A 25274-nucleotide genomic window follows, 5' to 3' on the forward strand; every position below is an offset into this window, starting at 1 on the left:
CGGGTTGTGGGCCGCACGATCAGGGGAGACGCATTATGACGGACCTACCACCCAATATCTCCGGCCCGGCTTCGGGCATCATCCAGCGCGCCAAGGACATCCTTCTCAAGCCGAAGGAGACATGGCCCATCATCGCGGCCGAGCCGGCGACGGTGCAATCGATCTATCTGCCCTATGTGTTGATACTGGCGGTGATCGGCCCGATCGCCGGACTGGTCGGTGGGCAGGTTTTCGGGTTCACCATGTTCGGCGTAACATATCACCCGCCGCTGGTGGGTGCGCTGGTCTCGGCGATCGTGTCCTACGGCCTTTCGCTGGCAACGATCTTCATCCTCGCATTGGTCATCGATGCCCTCGCGCCGAATTTCGGCGGACAAAAAGATCAGGTCCAGGCCCTGAAGGTCGCGGCCTATTCGGCGACCGCCGGATGGGTGGGCGCGATTTTCGGGATCATCCCCGCGCTTTCGGTCATCGGCCTTCTGTTCGCGCTTTACGGGCTTTATCTTTTGTACCTGGGCCTTCCGGTGCTGATGAAGGCGCCGCAGGACAAGGCGCTTGGTTACACGGTGGTCGTGATCGTCGTTTATATCGTGCTGTTCCTGGTCGTTGGCGCGATTGTCGGAGCGCTCGCCGCACCATCGCTCGTCACCATAAGGTGACGGCACCCGCGGGTAGCCCCGGTCGTGCGCCGGGGCCGCTTGCTGTGGTCAAATTATAGAAAAATGGAGGAGAGTGAGGGATTCGAACCCTCGGTACCGTTGCCGGCACTTCGCATTTCGAGTGCGACGCTTTCGACCACTCAGCCAACTCTCCTCGCTGAGAGTGGACGCCCCTAGCGGCGGTCCGGACGTCTTGCAACCCTCTCGTCACAAAATTACGGCCCGCCGCTCGATCTGGACGCGGGTTCAGGGCTTGTCGGCTTCCCACCAATAAGGATTGCGTTTGCGGTTGCCCGTCTCGGCCTCGTTCATCGTCAGCGGATCATAGAGCCGTCCGCCGAGCATCACGCGGTGGATCTGTTCGGTACTGCGGATGTTCTCGGTGGGATCTGCATCGAGAATCAGCAGGTCGGCAAGTTTGCCGGCCTCAAGCGACCCGATATCCTTGGCATAGCCGAGCGAGGTTGCAGGCATGATCGTCGCGGCGCGGAGCGCATCGATGTTGCTCCAGCCGCCGCGTACGAACGACCAGATTTCCCAATGCGCGCCAAGACCCGATTGCTGGCCGTGCGCGCCGATCGACACCATACGGCCCGTCGCTGCGATCTTACCAGCCTCGCGCGCCGAATCATCGTCTACATAATCGCTTTCAGGCGCGATCACGCGGCGTTTGTTGTTCGCGGCGAGCTCGGTCGGCGGGGCGTGGCGCGACAGGATCGGATGTTCCCACACATTGGTGTGCGCGCGCCAATAGGGGTCGCCCGCCGGGCCGCCATAGGTCACGACAAGCGTCGGGGTGTAATCGACCTGGGTCTGCCCCCACAGTTGCACCAGATCCTTGTAAAAGACATGGAGCGGAACATTATGTTCGACGGTCGAATTGCCGTCCTGGATCAGCGTCACGTCCTGCGTGAACAGCGAGCCGCCCTCCGGCACGACGGTCATCCCTTCGACCTGTGCTGCTTTCACCACCATCTGGCGCTGGTCGCGGCGCGGCTGGTTATAGTTTTTGACGCTATGCGCACCCTGTGCCTTCAGGCGGCGAACATGCGCAAGCGCGTCGTCATAGCCGTCAATCTCGGCATAGATGCCCGCCGCTTTCGCCCCATAAATGACCTCGCCGGTCGAGAAAATGCGCGGCGCGAGGATCAGACCGGCGCGCTGCATTTCGGAGGAGACAAAGATTTCCGACGCACGCGACGAGGGATTGTGACTGGTGGTCGTCCCCATCGCGAGATTGACGATCTCCGACCAGTTCTGCTGCGGCACCAGTTCGTCGTCGCCGTGCGAGCCGTGCGCGTGGGCGTCGACGAAGCCGGGAACGATCGTCTTGCCGGTCGCATCGACGGTCACCGCGCCAGCAGGAACCGTGATCGCGCCCGCCGCGCCGACCGCGGTGATGCGGTCGCCGTCGATGACGATCGCGCCATTCTCGATGACGCCTCCGTCCTTGTCGGCCATCGTCACGATCTTGGCGCCCGTGATGACGACGACGCCCTTATGCTTTGACGCCGCCTGCGTCATCGACAGCGATACGCCATCGGTCGGCGGGGTGAACTTCGGCGCCTTGTCATCGGCGGGAGCATTGGTGAAGAGGCTGGCGAGGTCGGCGCTGAACAGCGTCGCGCCGCGGCTCCAGTGCAGGCGGCGGCCGCCGTCGGACCAGTGCATATATTCGGCGCCGCTGCCGCTGACGCGCGTGACGGGCAGCGCACCGCTCTTGGTCCCGAGCGACACATCCTGACCGCCGGGCATAAGCGGAGTGACGTAGGCGTCGTAGTTCTGCCGGAACGCCAGTGTCCGGCCATCGGGCGAGATTTCATAGTCGCTGACAAGTTCGCCATTGGCATGGACACGTTTGTCCTGCCCGTGGAGGTCAGTGCTGACGAGCTGGCTTTTGCCGTCGGCGGCGGTGACCATGAAGACGCGGTCGCTGGTGGACGCGAACTGCGGCTTGGCGCCGTCGTTGCTGATCCGTTCGGCGTTGCCGCCGCTCGCGGCGATGCGGTACACGCCGGGGTCTTCGCTCCAGCGCGCCGAGGTCAGTCCGCCGCTACCGCGCCGTTCGAACACGATCGTCTTGCCGTCGGGCGAGAAGCGCGGCTCGGCATAATGGCCGGGTGTCGCGGTGAGCTTGCGCGAGCTGCCGCCGCCCGCACCGATGACGTGGATTTCACCCATGCCGCCATCGGTCCAGCGCACGAAGACGAGCGACTTGCCATCCCGCGACCAGCTTGGCCACAATTCCATTGCGTCGTCCTTCGCGCCGGTCAGTCGCCGCGCGCTGCCGCCGGTAGCGGGTTTGACCCACAGCTTGCCGAGCGTCTCGAACACGACGCTCCGCCCATCGGGCGAAACTTCGGCCCAGCGCGGCATCTTCGTCGCAAAGCTGTCGGGCGCGACCTCGACTACCGGATGCGTCGCATCGACGATGGTGCGGTCGTCGCTGACGCTGAACGGGACGATGCGTGCCTCGCCGCCAGCGCCGCTTACGCGGCGCAGTTTGCCGCCTGCCCAGAAGACGATGTCGCTGCTATCGGGCGTCCATGCCATGTTCGGATAGACGCCCGTCACCGCCCAGGTTTCCTGCACGTCCTGGTCGAGCGCGTCATAGACCTTCTTTTCGGCGCCGGAGGCCAGGTCCTTCACATAAAGTTTCGATTGCGTCCCTTCGCGGCGGACGAAGGCAAGGCGCTTGCCATCGGGCGAGGGGGTCGGGCGGACCGCGCCGCCGGGACCCGATGCCGCGGTACTGATCTCGCCATCTTCCAGGCTGTAGCGTTCGATGTGGAAAAGGTCGGTGTTGCTGTCCTGTGCATATTCGAAGATCGGGCCCGGAGTGACGTTGCGCGTGTAGAACACGCTCTTGCCGTCGGCGGCGAAGATCGGCTCGCCAAGCTCCTTCTGGTGGCGCTCGTTCGGCTTTTTGACCAGCGGCACGCCGGCGCCGCCCGAGACATGATACATCCAAACCTCGCCGGTGCCGAGCGAGCGGCCCGTCGTGAAATGCTTCTTCGCGACGATGAACTGGCCGTCGGGCGACCAACTCGGCTGGTTGAGCAGGCGGAAATCTTCCTTCGAAATCTGCTTCTTGTCGCTGCCGTCGCGGTTCATCAGCCAGATATTGTCGCCGCCCGCGCGGTCGGAGACGAACGCGATGCGTTTGCCGTCGGGCGAGAAGCGCGGTTGATGTTCATAGGCGAGTCCCTCGGCGATGCGCGTCGGCGTCCCGCCCTCGATCGGCATCGTATAGATGTCGCCGAGCAGGTCGAACGCGATCGTGCGGCCGTCGGGCGCGACGTCGACGTTCATCCAGCTACCTTCGTCGACCGAAAGCTGGACCTTGCGGGTTGTCAGGCCTGGAGGGGCGTTGACGTCCCATTTTTCGGGCTTCGCCTCTGCTGTGGGAGCTGGCGGCGCGGTTTGCGCCCAGACCGAGGTCGAACAAGCCAAAGTCGCCGCGAGAGCGAGAGCGAAGCGCGTCATAAACATCCCCTGTTGAAACTTTCGTATACCATATGGCGCAGGCGCGAACATGCAAGCGACAGGTTTCGACGAAGAACTGGCAGCGTCGACGAGTGGCTGCTAGCCCGGACCAAAGAAATCATCGGGAGAGCAAGGCGTGCCGCTAACGGGGATCAGGGTACTCGACTTCGGACGCTATATTGCGGGCCCTTATTGTGCGGCATTGCTTGCGGACTATGGCGCCGACGTCATCCGCATCGAGGCGCCCGGCGGCAATGACGACCGCTATACTGTGCCTGTCGCCGAGGATGGTTCGGGGGCTATGTTCATGCAAATGAACCGCGCCAAGCGCTGCCTGACGCTGAAACCCGGAAGCGCCGAAGGGCGCGAGATTGTTCGCCGCCTTGTCGAAACGGCCGATGTCGTGATTGCCAACCTGCCGCACGACGCGCTGACCAAATTGGGGCTCGACCATGACAGCCTGTCCGCGATCAACCCGCGCATCATTCTGGCGACCGCGTCTGCGTTCGGCAGCGAGGGCCCGCTTGCAAGCCGCGTGGGCTTTGATGCGGTGGGGCAGGCGATGTCGGGAACGGTTCACCTCACCGGTACGCCCGATCAACCGTACCGCGCGCAGGTCAATTATGTCGATTTCGGCACGGCGCTCCACTGTGCCTTTGGTGTGATGCTCGCGCTGCGCGAGCGCGAGGTGACGGGGAAGGGGCAATGTGTCTCCGGGTCGTTGCTCGGAACCGCGCTTGCCATGTCGAATGCGCTCACGATCGACCATGCGCTGAATGGTATCGAGCGTCAGCCGATCGGGAATCGCAGCTTCAGTTCGGGACCGACCGACGTGTTCCGAACGCGCGATGGCTGGATTATCACGCAGATCGTCGGCTCGGGGATCTTCGCGCGCTGGGCCGAACTGGTCGGGCGGCCCGAACTGGTCGATGACCCGCTCTATGCCAGCGACATTTTGCGCGGAGACAATGGCGAGGAACTAAGCGCGATCATGCAGCGCTGGTGTATCGAGCGGACGAGCGAAGAGGCGATCGCCGAGCTTGCTGCAGGCCGCGTGCCCGCAGCGCCCGTGCTGCGCGCGGGCGAGGCGCTCGCGCAGCCGCAGGTTACGGCAATGGGATTGGTTGAGCCGGTCGACTATCCAGGCGCGGCGGGCGCGGTGCCGGTTATCCGTGCGCCGATCAATCTTTCGGAAAGTAGCAAAAGTGCCGCGCAGCGTGCGCCGCAAGTCGGCGAGCATAGCGACGCGATCCTTTCGGAACTCGGTTATGATGCCCAAGCCATTTCGGCTTTGCGGGGGGCAAAGATTATTTGAGCGGGGAAGGGTGGACAAACGACGATCGCCAATTAAATTACCGATCAGTATAAAAATCAGCCCAGGAGTTCTCCATGACCGACAATAACGAATATGTGCCCCCGAAAGTCTGGACCTGGGACAAGGAGAGCGGTGGGCGCTTCGCCAATATCAACCGCCCGATCGCGGGGCCGACCCATGACAAGGAGCTGCCGATCGGCAAGCATCCGCTCCAGCTTTATTCGCTCGGCACGCCCAATGGCGTGAAGGTGACGGTGATGCTCGAGGAATTGCTCGAGGCGGGGCACAGCGGCGCCGAATATGACGCCTGGCTGATCAAGATCGGCGACGGCGACCAGTTTTCGAGCGGCTTCGTCGACGCCAATCCGAACAGCAAGATTCCCGCGCTCGTTGATCGCAGCGGCGCCGAACCGATCCGCGTCTTTGAATCGGGCGCGATCCTGATCCATTTGGCTGAGAAATTTGGCGCCTTCCTGCCGACCGAGACCGCCAAGCGCGCCGAAGTCCTGTCGTGGCTTATGTGGCAGATGGGTAGCACGCCGTTCCTCGGCGGCGGCTTTGGCCATTTCTATGCCTATGCCCCGACGAAGCAGGAATATCCGATCAATCGCTATGCGATGGAAGTGAAGCGGCAACTGGACGTACTCGACCGGCGCCTTGCGGAGAGCGAATATCTGGGCGGCGGCGACTATTCGATCGCCGACATGGCGGTATGGCCCTGGTACGGCGCACTGGCGAAGGGGCTGGTCTATGAAGCGGGCGAGTTTCTCGAAGTCGAGAGCTACAAAAATGTCCAGCGCTGGACCGACCAGATCGCGACACGGCCCGCGGTAAAGCGCGGGCGAATGGTCAACCGCGTGATGGGCGATCCCGCAAGCCAACTTCACGAACGCCATGACGCATCGGATTTCGAACTGCGCACGCAGGACAAGTTGCAGGACGCCGAATAGACTGAAGTCCCGACGGAATAGACAGGACGGCGCCGGGTTTTCCCGGCGCCGTTTTCATTTGGGGCGGGCGCCGCGCGGCGCGCCCGCATAAGCTGGACAAGCCGCGCCGTTCGGCGCAATCATCGGGATAAGGCCAGTTGCAAGTCGCAACTTGCCGTTTACGTAAAGGTGAGCGCCCATTATAAGGTCGCCATTGCCCAATGGGAGATTCGTGATGGACATGGAATTCAGCCCCGAAGATCTCGCCTTCCAACAGGAAGTGCGCGACTTCATCGCCGAAAATTACCCCGCCGAACTGCGCGGGAAGCAGGATGAAGGCGAGGAGCTGTCCAAGGAAGACTTCCTCGTCTGGCACAAGATTTTGCACAAGAAGGGCTGGATCGCGCCCGCTTGGCCGGTCGAATATGGCGGCACCGGCTGGACGCCGACGCAGCGTTTCATTTGGTCCGAAGAAACCGCGCGCGCCGACTGTATCCGCTTGATGCCCTTCGGCCTCGCGATGGTCGGCCCCGTGATCTACACCTTTGGCACGCCCGAACAGAAAGCCCATTTCCTGCCCCGCATCCTGTCGGGTGAGGATTGGTGGTGTCAGGGCTATTCGGAACCCGGTTCGGGCTCCGACCTTGCGAGCCTTCGCACCGCTGCGGTGCCTGACGGCGACGACTATATCGTCAACGGGCAAAAGACCTGGACGACGTTGGCGCAGCACGCCGACTGGGGCTTTTTCCTTGTCCGCACCGACAAGGAAGCGAAGCAGCAGGAAGGCATCAGCTTTCTTCTCATCGACATGAAATCGCCCGGCATCACTGTGCGCCCGATCATCACGCTGGGTGGCGAGCATGAAGTCAACGAAGTCTGGCTCGAAGATGTCCGCGTACCGCAGTCGCAGCGCGTCTATGAGGAAAACAAGGGCTGGACCTGCGCCAAATTCCTCCTCGCGCACGAACGCACCGGCATCGCCGGTGTCGCGGCGTCGAAGCGCGGGATCGAAAAGGTGAAGGCGATCGCCCGCACCGAACTCGACGGTGACAAGCCCTTGCTCGCCAACGCCTTCTTCAAGCGCAAGGTCGCCGATCTCGAAGTCGATCTCGCCGCGCTCGAATTCACCGAATTGCGCAGCCTTGCGGGTCCGAACGCCAATCGCGGACCGGGACCGGAATCGAGCCTGCTCAAGATCAAGGGTTCGGAAATCCAGCAGCGTCTTACCGAACTCACGTTGGAAGCCGTCGGCCATTATGGCGCGCCTTACTTCCGCGGCTTTGGTGAGGGTGACAATGAGCATCCGATCGGGCCGGACTATGCGCACCGCGCCGCGCCGACCTATTTCAACACGCGCAAGACGACGATCTATGGCGGGTCGAACGAGATTCAGCGCAACATCATCGCAAAGATGGTTCTGGGGCTTTGAATGCGTCGCCCCCGCGAAAGCGGGGGCCGCAGTCGGCCGGACTCAGCTCCGCAATATAAACCTACAGCGGCCCCTGCCTATGCGGGGGCGACGGGGATAAAAAATGGATTTCACCTACACCGAAACGCAGGACATGATCCGCGACACGCTCGCCCGTTTCCTTGGCGATACCTATGATTTCGAAACGCGCCAGAAGTTCATCAACAGCGATAGCGGGCGTGACCCGGCAATCTGGACCGCGCTTGCGCAGGAACTGGGAATGCTCGGCGCATCCTTTGCCGAAGACCATGGCGGCCTTGGCGGCGGCGCGCTCGAAAATGCGATCATCATGGAAGAATTGGGCAAGGTCATCGCGATCGAGCCCTATCTTCCGACCGTCGTCATCGCGGGCGGCGCGCTCAAGGCTGTTGGCGGCGCGCAGGCCGATGCGGTCATCCCCGAGATTATCGCAGGCAACGCGATCATCGCCTTTGCCTACGCCGAACCGCAGGGCCGGTATGACCTCGCGAACCTGCGCACCACCGCAAAGAAGGACGGCGCGGGCTATGTGCTGAACGGTCACAAGGGCGTCGTCTATGCGGCACCCTGGGCGACGCATCTGCTTGTCACCGCACGCACCGGCGGCAACGCCCGCGACCGCGACGGCGTTTCGCTGTTCCTGATCGACGCCAATCTTCCCGGCATCGTGCGCCGCGACTATCCGACCGTCGACGGTAGCCGCGCGTCAGAAATCTATTTCGAGAATGTCGCGATTCCGGGCGATGCCTTACTGGGCGGCGAGGGCACCGGCCTGTCGTTGATCGAACAGGTCGTTGACGAAGCCACGGTCGCCGTTTGCGCCGAGGCCACCGGCGTGATGCAGAAGCTGCACGAAGGCACGCTGGAATATACGCAGCAGCGTAAGCAGTTCGGCGTGCCGATCGCGAAGTTCCAGGTACTGCAGCATCGCATGGTCGACATGTTCATGGAGGTCGAACAGGCGCGCTCTATGACGATCATGGGTACGTTGAAGCTGGGCCTGCCTGCGAACGAGCGGATGGCGGCGGTATCGGCAGCGAAAGCCAAGGTTGCGCGCGGCGCCAATTTCGTCGGGCAAAATGCGATCCAGACGCATGGCGGCATCGGCATCACGCAGGAATTGGCGATCGGCCATTATTTCAAGCGCGCGACGATGATCGAAAGCCAGTTCGGCACCGTCGATCACCATATGGATCGTTACGAACGGATCGCGCTGTCGGACTGACGCGGCAACCTTTCTGAAGCGGTTGCGACGAGTGTGACCGGTCGATGGAGGCTTTCGACCGGTTGCGGACCTCCCCATCATCGTCACCCCGGACTTGATCCGGGGTCCCGCTTGAAGTCGAAGTCGGTGAGCGCGTCAAAAAAGCGGGATCCCGGATCAAGTCCGGGATGACGAAAGGCGGGTGACTGAACGACAACTTCCCACGCCAAAGCAGACATGGCCTTCAAATAGGTCTTTCCTACATTATCCGGCTGTGTCAGCCTTCGTCCGGCTCTTTCATTCGGTGAACAAAAAGGGTGGTCGCTGCCTGCTTACGGGTACGACCACGATCGGACGTGCCGCGCACATCCGGCACTCCGCGACTTGCAAATCGGGGCGCTCATAGGACTGAACTTTCCTGAACTTTGGAATATTGCGCGGCCCTTGCGCCGATCCGATCCGGATCCAGCCGGGCGATGTCCAAAGAGGGTAACGGCAGCTCCCACCCAAGTGCGGACGTACGCTAATAAGCGACGTCAATCGCGATCCGGAGGGTGCGTGGGCGTAGGGGGGTGAGGAAGCCCTCATTCCCCTCGACGAAGGGCGTTCCAAGCGAGAAGCGATTCCCGCGCGAATCGAACAAATTGGTCAGCGTCAGCGATAGGCCCCGGCGTGCGTTGCCGACGCGCATCGCAAGGCCGGTGTCGATATAGTCGCCCTGGCTTTCGCCCAATATCGGCCCGATACCCAGCCGCGACGGGCCGATATAATTGGCCCACCCGTTCACACGGAAATCCTCGTCGCCGATCACCGTGGCATAGTTGACCGATCCGCGTACCGCATGGCTTGCGACATTGGGAATGCGGCCGAGGCGCGCAGGCGCAGCATCGAATACCGGCAGAATCTGGGGCGAAAAATTGTCGACGCGGCTGTGGTTATAGACCGCGCCGAGTTCGAAGGTCAGCGCCCTGGTAGGCCGCATCGCGACCGCGCCCGACAGGCTGGTGATGCGGCCGTCGCCGATATTTGCAGTGGTCGGAAAGTTGTTGCTGTCGATGAAGTCGGCCTGGATGTTGCGCCAGCGGCTGTGCGAGATCGAAATGCTGGCGTCGAGCAGGCTCTGTCCTTTATCGCCGAAACGCATGCCGGCTTCCCACGTACGAACCTGGTCGTTGAGGAAGCGGCGGACGAAATTGCCGTCGACCGCAAGCCCGCCCGGGCGAAATCCTTCCTGATAGCGCGCATAGAGCCGGACATTGCGCAGGGGCGTCGCAAGCAGCGAGAAGGACGGAAGCAGGTCTGTCTCGTTGCGCGACGCGGTCGTGGCGCGATTCGCCTGTGCCAACGCAAAGGACACGCCCTCGGCCTCGCCGCCCAGCCGCGCGTGCGACAGGCGAAGGCCGCCCGACGCGATCAGGTCGGGCATGACTTGCACTGTCGCTTCGGCATAGCCCGTGAATTCGGTGACCCTGTTGGTGACACCGGGGACGGCCGTGCGGAGCGGGCCATAGGCAAATTCGCGATCCTGCCGCGCGCGATTGTCGATAAAGCTCGCGCCGACGACCCAGCCAAGCCCTTCATTGTAAGGCCGCGAGAGACGGTTTTCGCTGACGAACATGCGTGTCGCATTATGCTGGTCGAGCACGCGCGGCACATTATTGAGCGGGATGACCTGAATCGGCGCGAACAGGCGTTCGACATCGACCGTACCGACCGATGGAGGGGCGGGCACGCCCCCGTGCGACGCGTCGGTTCCTTGCCGTGCCTCGGGGAGGCTGGCGTCAAAGCGTTCGAACAACCGGTGGTTGATATAGGCGTTCGACGACTGGAAATGCAGGTCGTCCCAATCCTTCATAACGACGATCGTGCCCATGCCGTACCGCGCGGTCGCATTTTGCTCGACCATCGAGGCGCGTGTCAGCGGCGGGCCATTCTTGTCGGCATATTGGGCATCGTCGGATGTGATCGCCTGATAGACGCCCCCCAGATCGATCGTCCAATCGTCGCCCGCTTCGATACGAAAGGTGCCGCGCCCGCCGCGTACATGGACGCGGTTGACGTCATTCTGTTCGCGAAGCGGATTGTCGATATAGCCGCCGTCGGAGATCATATAGCCGACGAGGCGCAGGGCATGGCCATTCTCGCTGACTGGGATATTGGCGATCGCGGCGATGTCGCCGCCGGGGTCGCCGTGCTGGGTGATCGATACGCCTGCAATCGCCTGCACCGTCATCTCGCGCGGATCGGGTGCCTTTGGCACGACGCGGATGATGCCGCCGAGCGATCCGGCGCCATAGAGCGTGCCCTGCGGTCCTTCGAGGATCTCGACATTGTCGATGTCGTAAAGGCGAAGATCCGGATCGGGTGCGTTATAACTGAGGCGGATGTCTCCGAGATACTGGCCGACGGTCGACTGCGTCGGTCCGGTGAAGCTCGAATCGGCGATGCCGCGAATGAACAGCTTGTTGCGCCCCGAACCCAAATGGGTCGAAGAGACGGTTGCGGTGCGCGAGAGGATCGAATCCATCCCGCGTTCGCCGCCAAACGCCAAATCGCCGCCATCCAATTTGGTGACAACGCCGGCGAAATGCGTAAGGGGCAGGTCGGTCTTTGACGCGGTGACGATGATTTCGTCCCGCGCCGCCGCAACCACGTCTTGAGAGGGCTCGCGCGCCCGCGGCTGCAGCGCTTGTCGCGGTGCCGGAGCAACCCTCGCGGTGCGGGTCGGGGCCGGGCGCCGTTCGATGCGCCAACTTGTCGCGCTGACCCGAACGGCGCGCGCATCGGAGCCGTCGAGCAGGCGCTGGATCGCCTTTTCGACGCTCATCCGCCCGCGCACCGGCTTGACGCGCGCCTGCCAGAGCTTCGCATCCACGACGCTGATGCTGACCCCGGCCTGCCGGCTGATCACCGGAAGGACGGTCGACAAGCTTCCCTTGGGGACGTCGAACGCGCGCTCCTCCGCCCCCAGCGCCTGCGCGGGCAGGCACAGCGCAATCGCTGCTGCGGCAAGGGAAAGGCGCGGATGCATGGTCAGCGGGTCAATATCCAGCCTTCGCCCTGCCGCTCGGCCCGTGTACCTGACAAAGCGGCGAGGTCGGCGATCGTGCGGCTCCGGTTCTTGTCGATGATCAGCGCGCCGCGGAACGACAGGTCGGCCGCCTCGGGTGCGATGCTCACCCGCATGCCGGCGGTGCGTTTCAGATCTTCGGCGACGACCGCGAGCGGGGTGCCATTGTAAACGAGCAGCCCGCTGCGCCAACCGCCGATGCTGGCGACATCGACATCCTGAACAACCGGCGGCTGGCGGTCGCCGTCGCGCGCCTCGATACCCTTGCCAGCGACCAGCCGGACCTTGTCGCGATCGGGGTTATAGAGGACGATGCCTTCGGACACCGCGACCGATGTCTGACGATCGCGCCGCACGACGTTGAAGGCGGTCCCGAGGTCGACGATCCGGGCATCACCCGTTTCGACCACGAACGGATCATTGTCGCGGTGGACCACATGGAACATGGCTTCGCCCGATTCCAGCCGGGCAAAGCGCGGGCGATCCTTGTCGATCTCGACCACCGATGCGCCATTGATCTCGATCTTTGAACCGTCGTCTAGTGCGATCGTGCGATGTTCGCCCGCCGCAGTCTCGATCCGGTTCTCATTCCCGAACGGATTGAGGCTCGACAGGCTGACCGCGCCGACGAGTGCTGCCGCCATCGCGCCGCCGAACCAGGCACGCCGCGACGGACGACGCGGCGCGTCGGGTACGATCACGACCGAAGCCGGGGGCGCAGCGGGCAGGGCGTCGAGATCGCGGTCGAGGCTTGCGATGCTATCGTAGATCGCATTGTGCGCGGGATTTTCGGCAAGCCAGTCGGCAAAGCCGTCCCAGTCATCGAACAGGGGGTCGCGTTGGCGGATCAGCCATTCGATCGCGCGTGCTTCGGCGTTCGTGTCAGCTTGCATCGAACTGCCTCCGTATTACGGCAAGCGCCGCATAGACCTTACGCAGATCGGCTTCGACGGTGCTCAGGCTGACCCCCATTTCACTGGCGATGTCGCGTTGATTATGGCCGTCGACGCGGAAACGGCGGAAGATGCGGGCGGGGCGATCGCCGGTGGCGGTGATGGCCGCCTCGACGAGCGTGAGCTGCTCGCGCGAGATCAGCGACGCCTCGGTCGAGGGACTTTGCACGGCGGAAGCCTCTCCCCAGGCCTTGTCGCGCAGGTCGCTCTGACGCGCCGAGCGATATCGGTCGAGCATCAGATTGTTCGCGGCGCGCATGACATAGGGCAGGGGGTCGGCGATGGGCCCGGTTTTCCGGTCGGTGAGCCGCATCCACAGATCCTGAAACAGGTCCTCGGCGCCGTCACCGGCACCGCGAAGTTCCAGAAAGCGGACGATCCTGTCCCGGTTGGCGAGCAATACGCCTTCGATGCCCTGGACGGCGTCGGTTCGGTCACGCGGCTCGGTCATTTCGGATTGCTTGCTTTGGAACGCCATCTTCTGTCGGTAAGCGCCATTCTGCCCTGCGCCATACGTCCCCCTGATGACCGTGTCATATAGCGTCCATGATCCGCCGCGCAACTGCGGTGCCTGGAAAGAGAGGGCGGATTGTACAAGCATCTGTTTCTTTGTTTCTTTTTCCCATGGCAAGGGGGAAGCGTGGGTAGGGGTTACGCTTCCCCCTTGCGGGCGGGGCCGGCCGGGGGGCTAGAGGCCGACCCGCAGACTCGCACGGAACGCCCAGCCGATATGGCTTTGCTGTTCTTCCGCGGACACTTCGCCAGCGACCTGAAAGGCCGAATTGCCGGCGATGCCACGGAACCGGCCGACCCAGCCGCTCGTGCGATCATCAGGAGTGAGTGTGAAGGGCGTGCCGTCCTTGAACGACGCCGTCGTCGCGCCCAGCGTGCCGCTGACGATCTGGCGGCGGCCGCCTTCGAGTTCGAAGCGCGTCCAGCCGTCATATTCGTCCGCCCCGCCGAAATCGAGACCGATGGCGACCGTACCCGACACAGCGAGTTCGTCGCTGTCGCGGCCCAAAACCTTAAGGTCGAGCGCGTCGCCGCCGCCGGTTTCCTGATAGCCGTCTTCCTTCAGCTTGAAGTAGTCGACGGCGACCATCGGGCGGAAGCTCAGGCCACCGACGCGGGTGTCATAGGCGACAGAGCCCGAGGCGGACCACAGGGTGGCGTCCCACTTGCCCTTCATCGTCTTTTCGATGTCCTCGGCGCCGGCTTCGGCGCGGAAGATGCGCGTACCTTTCAGGCTGACCGGCGCACCCGAAACGCGGGCGTTCGCCATGAAGCCGTCCGAGCGCAGGCGCCAATGCAGCGCGCCTTCGAACTGGCTGGTGCTGACTTCGTTGGCGTTGCTGCCGTTGCCGTCCTTGCCATTGAGAAACGCGATCGAGCCACCGAAGTTACCCAGATTGGTCTTGATTTCGGCGCCGCCCGAGATGCCCCAGCCGCTGACGTCATAGCTTGCGGTGTTGCCGACGCCCTTCGACGTGCCCCACACCGCCTGGTTGACCCAATAGCCCCATTTGCCTTCGTCCTGGTACGGCGCATTGGGGTCCTGCAGATAGCGCGACAGTGCGCGCGAGCCCGAGGTGACGGTTTCGAAGACGCCGCCTTCATGTTCGGGAAGCATCTGGCCGAGCTGGTTGTGGAACTGCTCACCGTCGGTGATGCCGAGGAAGACGCCTTCGACCTTCTTATCGGCGACCACGGCGTCAAGAACCGCGTCGAACGCGCCGGCTTCGGAGCGATTGAGCCCGAGTTCGGTCGTGCTCTTGCGCGACACGTCGACGATCAACTGCGTGGCGTTCGAGGTCAGCGTACCCTTGTAGAGGAAAGGCATCAGCGTTTGCGATGCGGTCAGATTGCTCGCCCCGGTCAGCGAACCGGCGGTGAGAACAATATGCTGGCCCTCCGCCTTTTCGATGCTCGACAGCTTGAGCGCGAGCTTCGATTCCGCGCCGAAGCTGGCGTTGCCGCTGACCTGAAGGTTGGTGCCTGTCGTACCGGTGTCGAGCATGACGCCGAGCGTACCCTTGTCGGTAATGGCGAGCGACGAAATCGTCGCGGCGCCGCCGACGTCGAAGGTGCCGCCCGCGACCAAAACCGCAAGCCCCTGCGAATTGGCGAGCGTACCGGAGAACATCGAGGTGCCGCCGATTGTGAGCGTATCGGTGCCGCCGCCAAAGTCTGCGAGGCCCGTGAACTTCGAGGTCCCTGCGAGCGTCATCGTATCGTTGCCGGCGCCAAAGCGGGCGTTGCCGGCGTAGGTAGCATCACCCGACAGCGCGAGCTTGTTGTTGCCGGCTCCGAAGAAGCTGTTGCCCTTCACCGAACCGTCGGCGATGTCGAAAACGTCGTTGCCGCTGCCGAAGCGAACGTCGCCAACGATGCTGGGTGCGGCGATACCTGCGGCAACCGCGGTCTGCTTGACGGTCGCGCCATTGTTGTTCGCCGAAAGATCGATTGCGATGTTGCGATCCGACGTGGCGAGCGCACCCGTCGCGCTGATCGTGCCGCTGTTTTCGACCGTGCCAACCTTGCCCGACAGATCGACGATGGCGCGTGCCGTGCCATTGTCGCCGCCGGTCTTCGCCGTGATCGAACCGCTATTTCGGATCAGCGGAACGTCGCCGCCGGCCTCGACCAGAACTGCGGTTGCGACCGCGCCCGCCGCATTGCCGCCGGTCGTGGCTTCGATCTTGCCCGCGTTGCGGATTTCGGGCGTCGTCGCGCCGCTACCGATGCGGATCGCGGTTGCAGCGGTGTCCTTCGACAGCGCGGTGACGCTGCCGGTGGAGCCGATACCGATGCCGCCCGCGATCGTCACCGCGCCGCCGAGGCCGCCGATCTGGATCGCGTTGCCGTCCTTGCCGGCATAGAGACCGTTACCGAGTACTGCGCCGTCGATGATAAAGCCGAGGCCGGTGCCGGTTCCGGGGACCGCGCCGATCGTGACCGCGCGGTCGGCCGAACCGATACGAATTGCGGCGGCCGAGCCGAAGGAGCGCACAACGGCGTTGCCTTCCTTGTCGTCGTCGATGCCGTCCTTGTCCTCGTCCTTGTCGTCCGGCTTTGTGTCCTTCGGTGCGACGGCGAGAATGATGCCGCCCGTCACATTGCCTTCGACCGACAGCGCGTTACCGCCGACGAGCAAATCGTCGGCGTCGAGCTTCGAAGGGTCGGCGGGCGGCGTCGTGAAGCGATAACCGGTCGAGGTAAGATTGCCCTGGACGACCAGCGAGCCGGTGACATTGCCGGCAAGCCGGGCGCCGATCGCGTCGACGCCCTGTACGCCGATCGTGCCGGCGAGGCGGACATTGCCGGTAACGTCTTGCAGGCCCACGCCAAGCGCGCGGTCGCCGACAACGGCGATCGTGCCGTCGTTGATGAAATTGCCCGTCAGCGGACCGCCTAGGCGAATACCGGCGGAATTATTGCCCTCGATCGAGATGGCGCCGGAGTTGACGATATTGCCCGAAAAGGCACCGGCGGTCGCGATGCCGACGCGGTTGCTGCCGATCGCGAAAGCACCGTCAAGGTCGCCGTCATTGTCGATGTCGGTCGGGGCATAGGTCTCGCCGATGGTGATCTTGCCGCTCGCGCTGTTGGTGATGCCGCCCGTCGTACCGGCGTTCGCCAGAATGCCCGTGGCGCCATCGACGTTGCTGAACTCGATCGTGCCTTCGTTGACGACCTTGTGGTTGCTGTCGATGGTGACAGCGGGACCGGTAACCGTCGGCTTGATCGAGCCTGCCGCGACGATCTTGATGTCGTCGGCCGCACCCGACTTGATCGTCGACGTCCGCACCGGTGCCGTGGTGGCGGTGCTGATCGTCGTTTCGGCATGGGCGGCGGTCGAAAGAAGGGTGGCCAGGCAGGTGGAGGCCAGCAGGGTCTTGCGCATCGGGTTCCTCTTGTGATCGGGGGCCGGAATGTCTTCCCGGCGACAACCACAAGACGGAACGGTGTCGGCGCAGCCTTGGAAAAAAATGCTCTGACGGCTGGCCTTCAGTTATGCGCGGTCACGATCCACGCGGCGCCATCGATTTGAACCGATGTTTCGCCAGGACGTTTGGCGAAGGCCGCGCGGACGGCATCCGCCGCGCGGGCGCGAATGTCGTCGGGCTGATCGGCCAGCGCGCGCAACAACGGACCGACCTGAAACGCCATGTCGAGCGCATCGTCGATCGCGCCCTCGCGCGTCGCGCCGCGGCCATAGGCAAGGGTTGTGTCGAATGGCGCAACATCGATCGCGGCAAAGCCTGCCGCTGCCAGGATATCGGCGACCCTCTGCCGGTCGCCAAAGGCAAAGGGACCGGGGGCATTCGGGTCGGTCGGCGCGGGTTCCACGATGTCGCGGATCGCCGCCATCGGCAGGCGCACCCAGTCATTCTCCTGCGCACCGCGCCAGCAGACGAAGGCGAGCCTTCCGCCCGGTTTCAGCGCGCCTCGCATATGTGTGAACGCTGCGACAGGATCGTCGAAGAACATCACGCCGAAGCGCGAGAAGAGGAGGTCGAAACCTGCTGCGGGCAACGGCGCGGTGGCGGCGTCGGCGCAGCGAAATTCGACGGGTGCTCCCGCAGGAGACGCGGCGCGTGCTATCTCGACAAGCCGCTGCGAGATGTCGACGCCGAGGACATGCCCGTCGGTTCCTGCTTTTTCCGCCAGCGGAAAGGTCGATGTGCCCGAACCGCAGCCGATGTCGAGAATATGTTCGCCGGGTTGCGCATTCGCAGCAGCAAGCGCGGCATTGCCGAAATCTTCCAGCATCAGATCGAGGCGCGCCAGATTTGCGGCCCAGCGCATTCCGCTATCGCCGTTCCAGTCGTGCGTCGGGACGGGCAGGGTGTCGGGCATCGGAAGACCTCTTTATTGCGAATGAATCGCAACTGCACGCGCGAAGCGGAAAGGGCAAGGGCGCGCGCATAGCTATGCCTTGTTGCATCGCTCCCGCCCATGCGACATTCCAAGGTGTGGACCGGCATGCTGGACCGGCAAGGGAGAGTCATGAGCGAACAGATCGTCACGGTAGACATCGGCGGCACGCATGCGCGCTTTGCGATTGCCGAGATCGAAGGCGGCCGTGTCCTGTCGCTTGGAGAGGCCACGACGCTGCACACCAAGGATCATGCGAGCTTTCAGACCGCCTGGCAGGATTTCGGGCGTCAGCAGGGCGGCGTTCTGCCGCGCGCGGTGGCCATCGCAATTGCCGGGCCGACGCGCGGCGACATCATACGCTTCACCAACAACCCGTGGATCATCCGCCCCGCGCTGGTGAACGAGAAGCTGGACGTCGATCGCTACGTCTTGGTCAATGATTTCGAGGCGGTGGGGCATGCGGTCGCACAAGCCGATGCGCGCTATTTTGAACGCCTGACGGGCCCCGACGAACCCTTGCCCGATAGCGGCACGATCAGCGTCATCGGCCCAGGGACTGGCCTAGGCGTCGCACACATCTGGCGTGATGGCGCGAGTTACCGGGTTCAGGCCACCGAGGGCGGGCATATCGACTTCGCGCCGCTCGACAGCATCGAGGACGCGATCCTTGCGCGGCTGCGCAAACGCCATCGCCGCGTGTCGATCGAGCGGATCGTGTCGGGGCCCGGCATCGTCGATATCTATGAAACGCTCGCCGCGCTCGAAGGCCGCGCGATCCCGCGGCTCGACGACAAAGCGATCTGGACCAATGCGCTGAGCGGCGATGATAGCCTTGCCGCCGCGGCGGTCGATCGTTTCTGCCTGTCGCTGGGCAGCGTATCGGGCGATCTTGCGTTGGCACAGGGCGCGAGCGGCGTCGTTATCGCGGGCGGCCTTGGCCTGCGCATTCGCGACAGCCTGGTGCGTTCGGGTTTTCCGGAACGCTTTATCGAAAAGGGGCGGTTTGAGGGCTTTATGTCGGCGCTGCCGGTCAAGTTGATCACGCATCCGCAGCCCGGTCTGTTCGGCGCGGCTGCGGCTTTTGCCCGTCAGCACGGCTGACGCAAATATCGCTGGCATCCAGCCGAGAAAATCGGCAGCAAGGAATCATCGCTTCCTGAAGGATTCCGCGCCAAGTGTCCGCCCGTCCCGTCCTCGGCATCATTGCCTGCAACCGGCAGGTCGGCGCCGAATATGCGCAGGCGGTAATGAACCGCTATGCCAAGGCGGCGATGCGCCATGCCGACTGCGCCGCGCTGCTGATCCCTTCGCTGCCCGATTATATGCGCGCCGATGAAATCGTCGGGCGGCTGGACGGCGTTTTGCTCACCGGGTCGCCTTCGAACGTCGAACCGGCGCGTTATGGCGAGGAGGATGCGGGCGAAGGGCCGTTCGATCCTGATCGCGACCGCATGATGCGTGATCTGGTCGAAGCGGTCATCGCGGCACAGCGCCCGCTGTTCGGCATCTGCCGCGGGTTTCAGGATATCAATGTCGCGCTCGGCGGGACGCTGCGCCGCGACACGGCGACGAACGGCGAATTGCTGCGGCATCATACGCCCGACGGCACGCTGTTCGACGCGATGTTCGATCATCGCCATCATGTCGACCTTGTCGAGGGCGGAATGCTCGCGTCGGCCTATGGTGCGGCGTCGCTCGACGTGAATTCGGTGCACTATCAGGGCGTCGGTCGCCTCGCGGACGGTCTGTCCATCGAGGCGCGCGCGCCTGACGGCCTGGTCGAGGCGTTCAGCGCGCGGCCGAACGGCGCGCCCCTGCTTGCCGTTCAATGGCATCCCGAATGGGCGGTCGACGGCAATGAACAAAGCCAGACCTATTTTCGCCTGCTCGGTCAGGCATTGCGGGGCGCGCTGTGAACCGCCGCGTCACCCGTTACGACCGCTATCTCGCGCGGCTCTGCTTTTCGCCCTGATTCTCCGGATCCGGTTTCGTTCCGTTTCCAGACAATCAGGAGTTTCATAATGCCCCGCAATCACGACATCGCCGAACTGCGCCGCCTCGACGTCGCGCACCATTTGCCCGCTCAGGCCGACTGGGCCGAAATTGAAAAGCTTGGTGGCAGCCGCATCATCACCCATGCCGAGGGCTGCTATATCCACGACGGCGACGGCCACCGCATCCTTGACGGCATGGCGGGCCTCTGGTGCGTCAACATAGGCTATGGCCGCGAGGAACTCGTCGAGGCAGCGGCAGCGCAGATGCGCGAGCTGCCTTTTTACAACACCTTCTTCAAGACCGCGACGCCGCCGACGGTGACTCTCGCGGCGAAGATCGCCTCGCTCACCGGCAACCGTCTGCCGCATATCTTCTTCAACGCGTCTGGCAGTGAAGCCAATGATACGGTGTTCCGCATGGTGCGCCACTATTGGAAGCTGAAGGGCGAACCCAATCGTACCGTCTTCATCAGCCGCTGGAATGCCTATCATGGCTCGACCGTCGCGGGCGTGTCGCTTGGGGGCATGAAGGCGATGCACGCGCAGGGTGATTTGCCGATCCCCGGCGTCGAACATGTGCGCCAGCCCTATAGCTTCGGCGAAGGGCAGGGGATGACCGAGGAGGAGTTCTGCGACGCCTGCGTTCAGGCGATCGAGGACAAGATCCTTGAGGTCGGGCCGGAAAATTGTGCCGCCTTTATCGGCGAGCCGGTTCAGGGTGCTGGAGGTGTCATCATCCCGCCCAAGGGCTATTGGCCCAAGGTTGAGGCGGTTGCGCGGAAATATGGCCTGCTCGTTGTCGCCGACGAGGTGATTTGCGGGTTCGGGCGCACCGGCAAGATGTGGGGCCACGAGACAATGGGCTTCACTCCCGACCTAATGCCGATGGCGAAGGGGCTGTCGTCGGGTTATCTCCCGATTTCGGCGACCGCGGTTGCGGCGCATGTCGTGGAAGTGCTCAAGACCGGCGGCGATTTCGTCCATGGCTTCACCTATTCGGGCCACCCCGTCGCGGCTGCGGTCGCGCTCAAGAATATCGAGATCATCGAACGCGAAGGGCTGGTCGAACGCACCGGCAGCATCACCGGCCCGCATCTCGCCAAGGCTTTGGCGACGCTGAACGATCATCCGCTCGTCGGTGAGACGCGCTCGGTCGGACTGCTCGGCGCGGTCGAGATCGTCGCTGACAAGGAAACGCGTGCACGCTTCGGCGGTGCGGAAGGGACGGCAGGACCGATGGCGCGTGATGCGTGCATCGCGAACGGCCTGATGGTGCGTGGCATCCGCGATAGCCTGGTTATGTGCCCGCCGCTAATCATCACCACCGAACAGATTGACGAGATGGTTGCCATCATCCGCAAATCGCTCGATGAGGTGATGCCAAAGCTCCAAGCGCTCTAAACAGGAAAGACCAAACCCCTATGCCCTCCGGCCTTTTTGCCCTGCTCGACGATATTGCGACGATCGCCAAGGTCGCCGCCGCGAGCATCGACGATATCGGCGCCGCAGCGTCGAAGGCCGGGGTCAAGGCGGCGGGGGTCGTCGTCGACGATACCGCCGTGACGCCGCGCTATGTCACCGGCTTTACCCCGGATCGCGAATTGCCGATCATCTGGCGGATCACCAAGGGGTCGATCTTCAACAAGCTGGTGCTGATTCTGCCCGCTCTTTTGCTGCTATCGGCGGTTGCACAATGGGCGATCACACCGCTGCTGATGATCGGCGGCGCCTATCTTTGCTTCGAGGGCGCCGAGAAGGTGCTGCATTCGCTGCAGAAGGACAAGACGAGCCTTGAGGAAGATGCCGAGATCGTCGCGGACAAGGATCATGAAGAGGCGATGGTGAAGGGAGCGGTGCGCACCGACTTCATCTTGTCCGCCGAAATCATGGTGATCGCGCTCAACGAAGTGCTCGACGAGCATTTTGCGATGCGCGCCGCGACGCTCGCGGTCGTCGCCGTCGCGATCACCATTGCGGTTTACGGCGTCGTCGGACTGATCGTGAAGATGGACGACATCGGGCTGCACATGGCGAAGGAGGGCAACAGCGCCCGCCGCGCGGTCGGACGCGGACTGGTTGCGTTCATGCCAAAGCTGTTGTCGGCGCTGGCACTGATCGGGACCGCTGCGATGCTGTGGGTCGGCGGACAGATTTTCCTTCACGGGCTCGACGAATATCATATCGGCAATATCGGGCACGGACTGCATGATTTCGCGCATAGCGTCGCTGGCGGCCTGCCGGGCGCGGGTGTGTGGGAGTGGCTGATCAATGCCGGCGGCGCGGGCGTGTTCGGATTGTTGCTCGGCGGCGTGATCGTCGGTGTGCTGCACCTGCTGCCGGGGAAGAAGGCGGCCCATTAATCTCGTCATTGCGAGCGAAGCGAAGCAATCCAGAGCGGCGTAATCCGTACTGGATTGCTTCGCTTCGCTCGCAATGCCTGCTTGGGGAGGTTACCCCAGCAGCACCACCGGGCTATCGGCGCGCCAGTGCATGCTGACCTTGTCGTCCCAGGTGAAATCTTCCTGATCGTGGCGCGACAGATTGGGGCGCGAGACGCGGATGCGAGCGCCGGTTTCCAGCTCGATCTCGAACAGGGTGATATCGCCGAGATAGGACATGCCCTTGATCTTGCCGCGCGCAAAATTGTATCCGTCGGGGGCATCCTGCGCCGCCGCCTTGACCGCCTTGCCTTCGCCCGGGACGTGAAGATAGATTTTCTCGGGGCGCAGCGCGACCCAGACATCGGCGCCATGTGGGCCGGTGACGCCGTGGTTGAGATATACCTTGCCAAGGCCCGGGCAATCGACCGCCGCCTTGTCGGGCTGATCGAGGGTTAGTTTGCCTTCGAAGATATTTACCGATCCCACGAAATCGGCGACGAAGCGGTTTGCAGGATATTCGTAGAGGTCGGACGGCGTCGCGAGTTGCGACACCTCACCCTTGTTGATCACCGCGATGCGGCACGCCATCGATAGCGCCTCGTCCTGATCGTGCGTCACCGTGACAAAGGTGATGCCAACCTTTTCCTGCAATTCGCTGAGCTCGAACTGCATCTGTGCGCGCAGCTTTGCGTCGAGGGCCGACAGCGGTTCGTCGAGCAGCAATACCTTGGGCCGCATCACAAGGCTGCGCGCGAGCGCGACACGTTGCCTTTGTCCGCCCGACATCTGGTCAGGCATGCGCGTCTCAAAGCCGCCGAGCTTGACCAGTTCGAGCGCCTCAGCGACGCGGTCCTTGATCTCGCCGCCCTTTACCCCCGCGATCTTGAGACCATAAGCAACGTTGTCGGCAACACTCATGTGCGGAAAGACGGCGTAGCTCTGGAACACCATGTTCACCGGGCGCTTGTTCGGTGGGATGCCCGCCATGTCCTGTCCATCGATCAGGATGCGCCCTTCGGTCGGCAGCTCGAACCCGGCGATCATGCGGAGCAGCGTCGTCTTGCCGCAGCCCGAAGGGCCGAGGAGTACGAAAAATTCGCCCGCATTGATGTCTAGACTGACATTGTCGACCGCGGTCACCTTGCCGAAGCGTTTCGAGACATTCTGGATCTGAATGATGGGGCGTGCGGTTTCGGTCATGGTCAGTGGGTTTCCGCAATGGCTTTCACGCCCTGGAGCTTGAGCGCGATGAATGTCAGGGCGACGGTCAGGATGATGAGCAGGGTCGAGGCCGCGTTGACCTCTGGCGTCACCGAGAAGCGGACCATCGAATAGACTTTCACCGGGAAGGTGATCGTGTCGGGACCGCTGGTGAAATAGGTGATGACGAAATCGTCGAGGCTGAGCGTGAAGGAGAGGAGCGCGCCCGCGACAAGTGCGGGTTTGATGTGCGGGATCAGCACGTCGCGGAACACTTGCCACTCGCTGGCGCCCAGATCCTTCGCCGCTTCCTCCTGCTCACGGTTGAAGGTTGCGAGGCGCGAGCGCACGACCATCGTCACGAAGGGAAAGCAGAAGGTGATATGTGCGATCGTGATCGCGCCGAGGTTGAACGGCCAGATCAAGTCCGTCGGCCAGTTGACCGCGGCGAAGAACATCAGGAAAGCGACGCCGAGGCAGATTTCGGGAACGATGATCGGGAGCGAGATCGTGCCGTCGATCGCGCCTTTCAACGGGAAACGGAAGCGCCAAAGCATAACCGCTGCGACCGCGCCGAGCACAAGGCTGACGATCGTAGCGAGCGCCGCGATCGTCAGCGAATTGACCAGCGCCTCGACCAGTTGGTCGTTGCCAAGCGCTTTCTCATAATATTTGGTGGTAAAACCACGCCACACGACGTTGCGCTTGCTGTCGTTGAAGCTGAAGATCATCAGCACGACGAGCGGCGCGTAAAGGAAGACCATTACCGCGCCGACCCACAAGCGCATCCAGAGGGTCCGGCTATATTCGAGCGGCGCTATGGGCGTGCGGGCAAAAAGAGCCATCAGCGGACCTCCGGCACTTTTCTGCGCATCGACTGGATCGCGATCAGCGCGAACATCGCATAGATGAGCAGGAAGGAGAGGGCGGCGCCGAAGGGCCAGTCATTCGCTTTCTTGAACTGCCGCTCGATGACATTGGCGATCATCTGGCTGTCGGTCCCGCCCATGAGGTCGGGGGTGAGATAGGCGCCGAGCGCGGGGATCAGCGTGATCATTACCCCGGCGATGATGCCCGGTGCCGCGAGCGGAACGACGATGCGCATGATCGTGCGAAAATGCCCGGCACCAAGATCGAGGCTCGCCTCGATCAGGCTGCGGTCGAGGCGGTCGAGCGCCGCGTAAAGCGGGAGCACCATGAAAGGCAGGTGGACATAGACGAGTCCGAAGACGACCGCGAAATTATTGAAGAGCAGTTGCACCGGTTCCCATGTCGGGAGCGGTTGCAGCCCGACGAGCGTCTTGATCCAGCTCGTTCCCTCCCACAGCGCGCCGAGGCCCTTGTTCGCGAAGCCCTGAGTGCCGAGCAGCATCATCAGCGCATAGGTGCGGATGAGGAGGTTGGTCCAGAAGGGCAGCATGATGCCGAGCAGCAGCCACGGTCGCCATTTCTCGCTGGCAAAGGTGATCGCCATCGCGACGGGGAAGCCGATGATCAGGCAGATCAACGTGACGAGCGCCGCGACGGCGAAGCTTTTGCCGAAAATGGTGAGGTAGAGCCATTCGGTCGCGCGCTTGTAATTTTCGAGCGTGCCCGAAAATTCAATCTCGGTGAGGCCCTTGTTCTCGCCGAAGCTGTAAAGCCAGACGATCGCCATGGGGACCAGGAAGAAGACGATGACCCAGAAGAGCGTCGGCAGCGATACCGCTGCAAAAACCCTCTTGTTCGTTTTCCAATCCTGTTCGGCCACCCCCC

18 protein-coding genes and 1 tRNA gene are annotated in these 25274 nt (G+C 63.1%); 9 read left to right on the forward strand and 10 right to left on the reverse strand.

What is annotated here, in order from left to right:
* Positions 1-35 precede the first annotated feature (35 nt).
* A complete protein-coding gene (locus KEC45_RS07970; protein WP_252171901.1) occupies positions 36-659 on the forward strand; it encodes a Yip1 family protein in 624 nt (207 codons plus the stop codon).
* 64 nt (positions 660-723) lie between these two features.
* Here the strand turns inward: KEC45_RS07970 and KEC45_RS07975 are convergent.
* Together KEC45_RS07975 and KEC45_RS07980 are read right to left on the reverse strand one after the other, a co-directional pair.
* Positions 724-813, reverse strand: a tRNA-Ser gene (locus tag KEC45_RS07975).
* Between the two features lie 92 nt (positions 814-905).
* Complete coding sequence (locus KEC45_RS07980) at positions 906-4145, reverse strand: amidohydrolase family protein (protein ID WP_252171902.1); 3240 nt, start codon at positions 4143-4145, stop codon at positions 906-908.
* 136 nt (positions 4146-4281) lie between these two features.
* Here KEC45_RS07980 and KEC45_RS07985 point away from each other — a divergent pair, with 136 nt between their 5' ends.
* The 4 genes from KEC45_RS07985 to KEC45_RS08000 all read left to right on the forward strand — a co-directional run bounded on the left by KEC45_RS07985 (position 4282) and on the right by KEC45_RS08000 (position 9061).
* Positions 4282-5460 (forward strand): CaiB/BaiF CoA-transferase family protein, encoded by a 1179-nt coding sequence (locus KEC45_RS07985; RefSeq protein WP_252171903.1) that lies wholly within the window; start codon positions 4282-4284, stop codon positions 5458-5460.
* 74 nt (positions 5461-5534) lie between these two features.
* Positions 5535-6410: a glutathione-dependent disulfide-bond oxidoreductase gene (gene yghU, locus KEC45_RS07990; protein ID WP_062180992.1), complete on the forward strand. Its 876-nt coding sequence runs from the start codon at positions 5535-5537 to the stop codon at positions 6408-6410.
* 214 nt (positions 6411-6624) lie between these two features.
* Positions 6625-7818, forward strand: coding sequence for an acyl-CoA dehydrogenase family protein (locus KEC45_RS07995; protein WP_062180989.1), 1194 nt, complete (start codon positions 6625-6627; stop codon positions 7816-7818).
* A 103-nt stretch (positions 7819-7921) separates the two neighbouring features.
* The gene (locus KEC45_RS08000; RefSeq protein WP_252171904.1) at positions 7922-9061 is read left to right on the forward strand and encodes an acyl-CoA dehydrogenase family protein; all 1140 of its coding nucleotides are present in this window, start codon (positions 7922-7924) and stop codon (positions 9059-9061) included.
* A 502-nt stretch (positions 9062-9563) separates the two neighbouring features.
* Here KEC45_RS08000 and KEC45_RS08005 read toward each other — a convergent pair.
* The 5 genes from KEC45_RS08005 to KEC45_RS08025 form a co-directional block, all read right to left on the reverse strand.
* Positions 9564-12071 (reverse strand): TonB-dependent receptor, encoded by a 2508-nt coding sequence (locus KEC45_RS08005; RefSeq protein ID WP_252171905.1) that lies wholly within the window; start codon positions 12069-12071, stop codon positions 9564-9566.
* Between the two features lie 2 nt (positions 12072-12073).
* On the reverse strand, positions 12074-13003 hold the full coding sequence (locus KEC45_RS08010; RefSeq protein ID WP_252171906.1) for a FecR domain-containing protein: 930 nt from the start codon (positions 13001-13003) through the stop codon (positions 12074-12076).
* Entirely contained in the window at positions 12993-13514 is a 522-nt protein-coding gene (locus tag KEC45_RS08015; protein ID WP_062183922.1) for an RNA polymerase sigma factor, read from the reverse strand. Before KEC45_RS08015 ends, KEC45_RS08010 begins: the two co-directional genes overlap by 11 nt.
* A gap of 237 nt (positions 13515-13751) precedes the next feature.
* Positions 13752-16967: an autotransporter outer membrane beta-barrel domain-containing protein gene (locus KEC45_RS08020; protein ID WP_252171907.1), complete on the reverse strand. Its 3216-nt coding sequence runs from the start codon at positions 16965-16967 to the stop codon at positions 13752-13754.
* A gap of 104 nt (positions 16968-17071) precedes the next feature.
* The gene (locus KEC45_RS08025) at positions 17072-17923 is read right to left on the reverse strand and encodes a class I SAM-dependent methyltransferase (RefSeq protein WP_252171908.1); all 852 of its coding nucleotides are present in this window, start codon (positions 17921-17923) and stop codon (positions 17072-17074) included.
* Between the two features lie 150 nt (positions 17924-18073).
* Between KEC45_RS08025 and KEC45_RS08030 the strand changes: the two genes are divergently transcribed.
* The 4 genes from KEC45_RS08030 to KEC45_RS08045 all read left to right on the forward strand — a co-directional run bounded on the left by KEC45_RS08030 (position 18074) and on the right by KEC45_RS08045 (position 22298).
* Positions 18074-19045, forward strand: a complete 972-nt coding sequence (locus KEC45_RS08030) for a glucokinase (RefSeq protein ID WP_252171909.1) — start codon at positions 18074-18076, stop codon at positions 19043-19045.
* Between the two features lie 74 nt (positions 19046-19119).
* Positions 19120-19860 carry a gamma-glutamyl-gamma-aminobutyrate hydrolase family protein gene (locus KEC45_RS08035; protein ID WP_062180967.1) on the forward strand — a complete coding sequence of 247 codons (741 nt, stop codon included), beginning with the start codon at positions 19120-19122 and terminating at the stop codon, positions 19858-19860.
* Positions 19861-19965: 105 nt separating this feature from the next.
* Positions 19966-21339, forward strand: a complete 1374-nt coding sequence (locus KEC45_RS08040; RefSeq protein ID WP_252171910.1) for an aspartate aminotransferase family protein — start codon at positions 19966-19968, stop codon at positions 21337-21339.
* Between the two features lie 20 nt (positions 21340-21359).
* Positions 21360-22298 (forward strand): DUF808 domain-containing protein, encoded by a 939-nt coding sequence (locus tag KEC45_RS08045; protein WP_252171911.1) that lies wholly within the window; start codon positions 21360-21362, stop codon positions 22296-22298.
* 90 nt (positions 22299-22388) lie between these two features.
* Here the strand turns inward: KEC45_RS08045 and KEC45_RS08050 are convergent, their stop codons facing one another.
* The 3 genes from KEC45_RS08050 to KEC45_RS08060 are packed head-to-tail and all read right to left on the reverse strand — an operon-like array spanning position 22389 to position 25269.
* Entirely contained in the window at positions 22389-23519 is a 1131-nt protein-coding gene (locus KEC45_RS08050) for an ABC transporter ATP-binding protein (RefSeq protein ID WP_062180958.1), read from the reverse strand.
* 2 nt (positions 23520-23521) lie between these two features.
* Positions 23522-24364 carry an ABC transporter permease gene (locus tag KEC45_RS08055; RefSeq protein ID WP_252171912.1) on the reverse strand — a complete coding sequence of 281 codons (843 nt, stop codon included), beginning with the start codon at positions 24362-24364 and terminating at the stop codon, positions 23522-23524.
* Complete coding sequence (locus KEC45_RS08060) at positions 24364-25269, reverse strand: ABC transporter permease (RefSeq protein ID WP_252171913.1); 906 nt, start codon at positions 25267-25269, stop codon at positions 24364-24366. The genes KEC45_RS08055 and KEC45_RS08060 overlap by 1 nt, the downstream gene beginning before the upstream one ends.
* Positions 25270-25274: the final 5 nt, after the last annotated feature.

It is taken from the genome of Sphingopyxis sp. USTB-05 (genome assembly GCF_023822045.1).
In the GTDB taxonomy this organism is placed as follows: domain Bacteria; phylum Pseudomonadota; class Alphaproteobacteria; order Sphingomonadales; family Sphingomonadaceae; genus Sphingopyxis.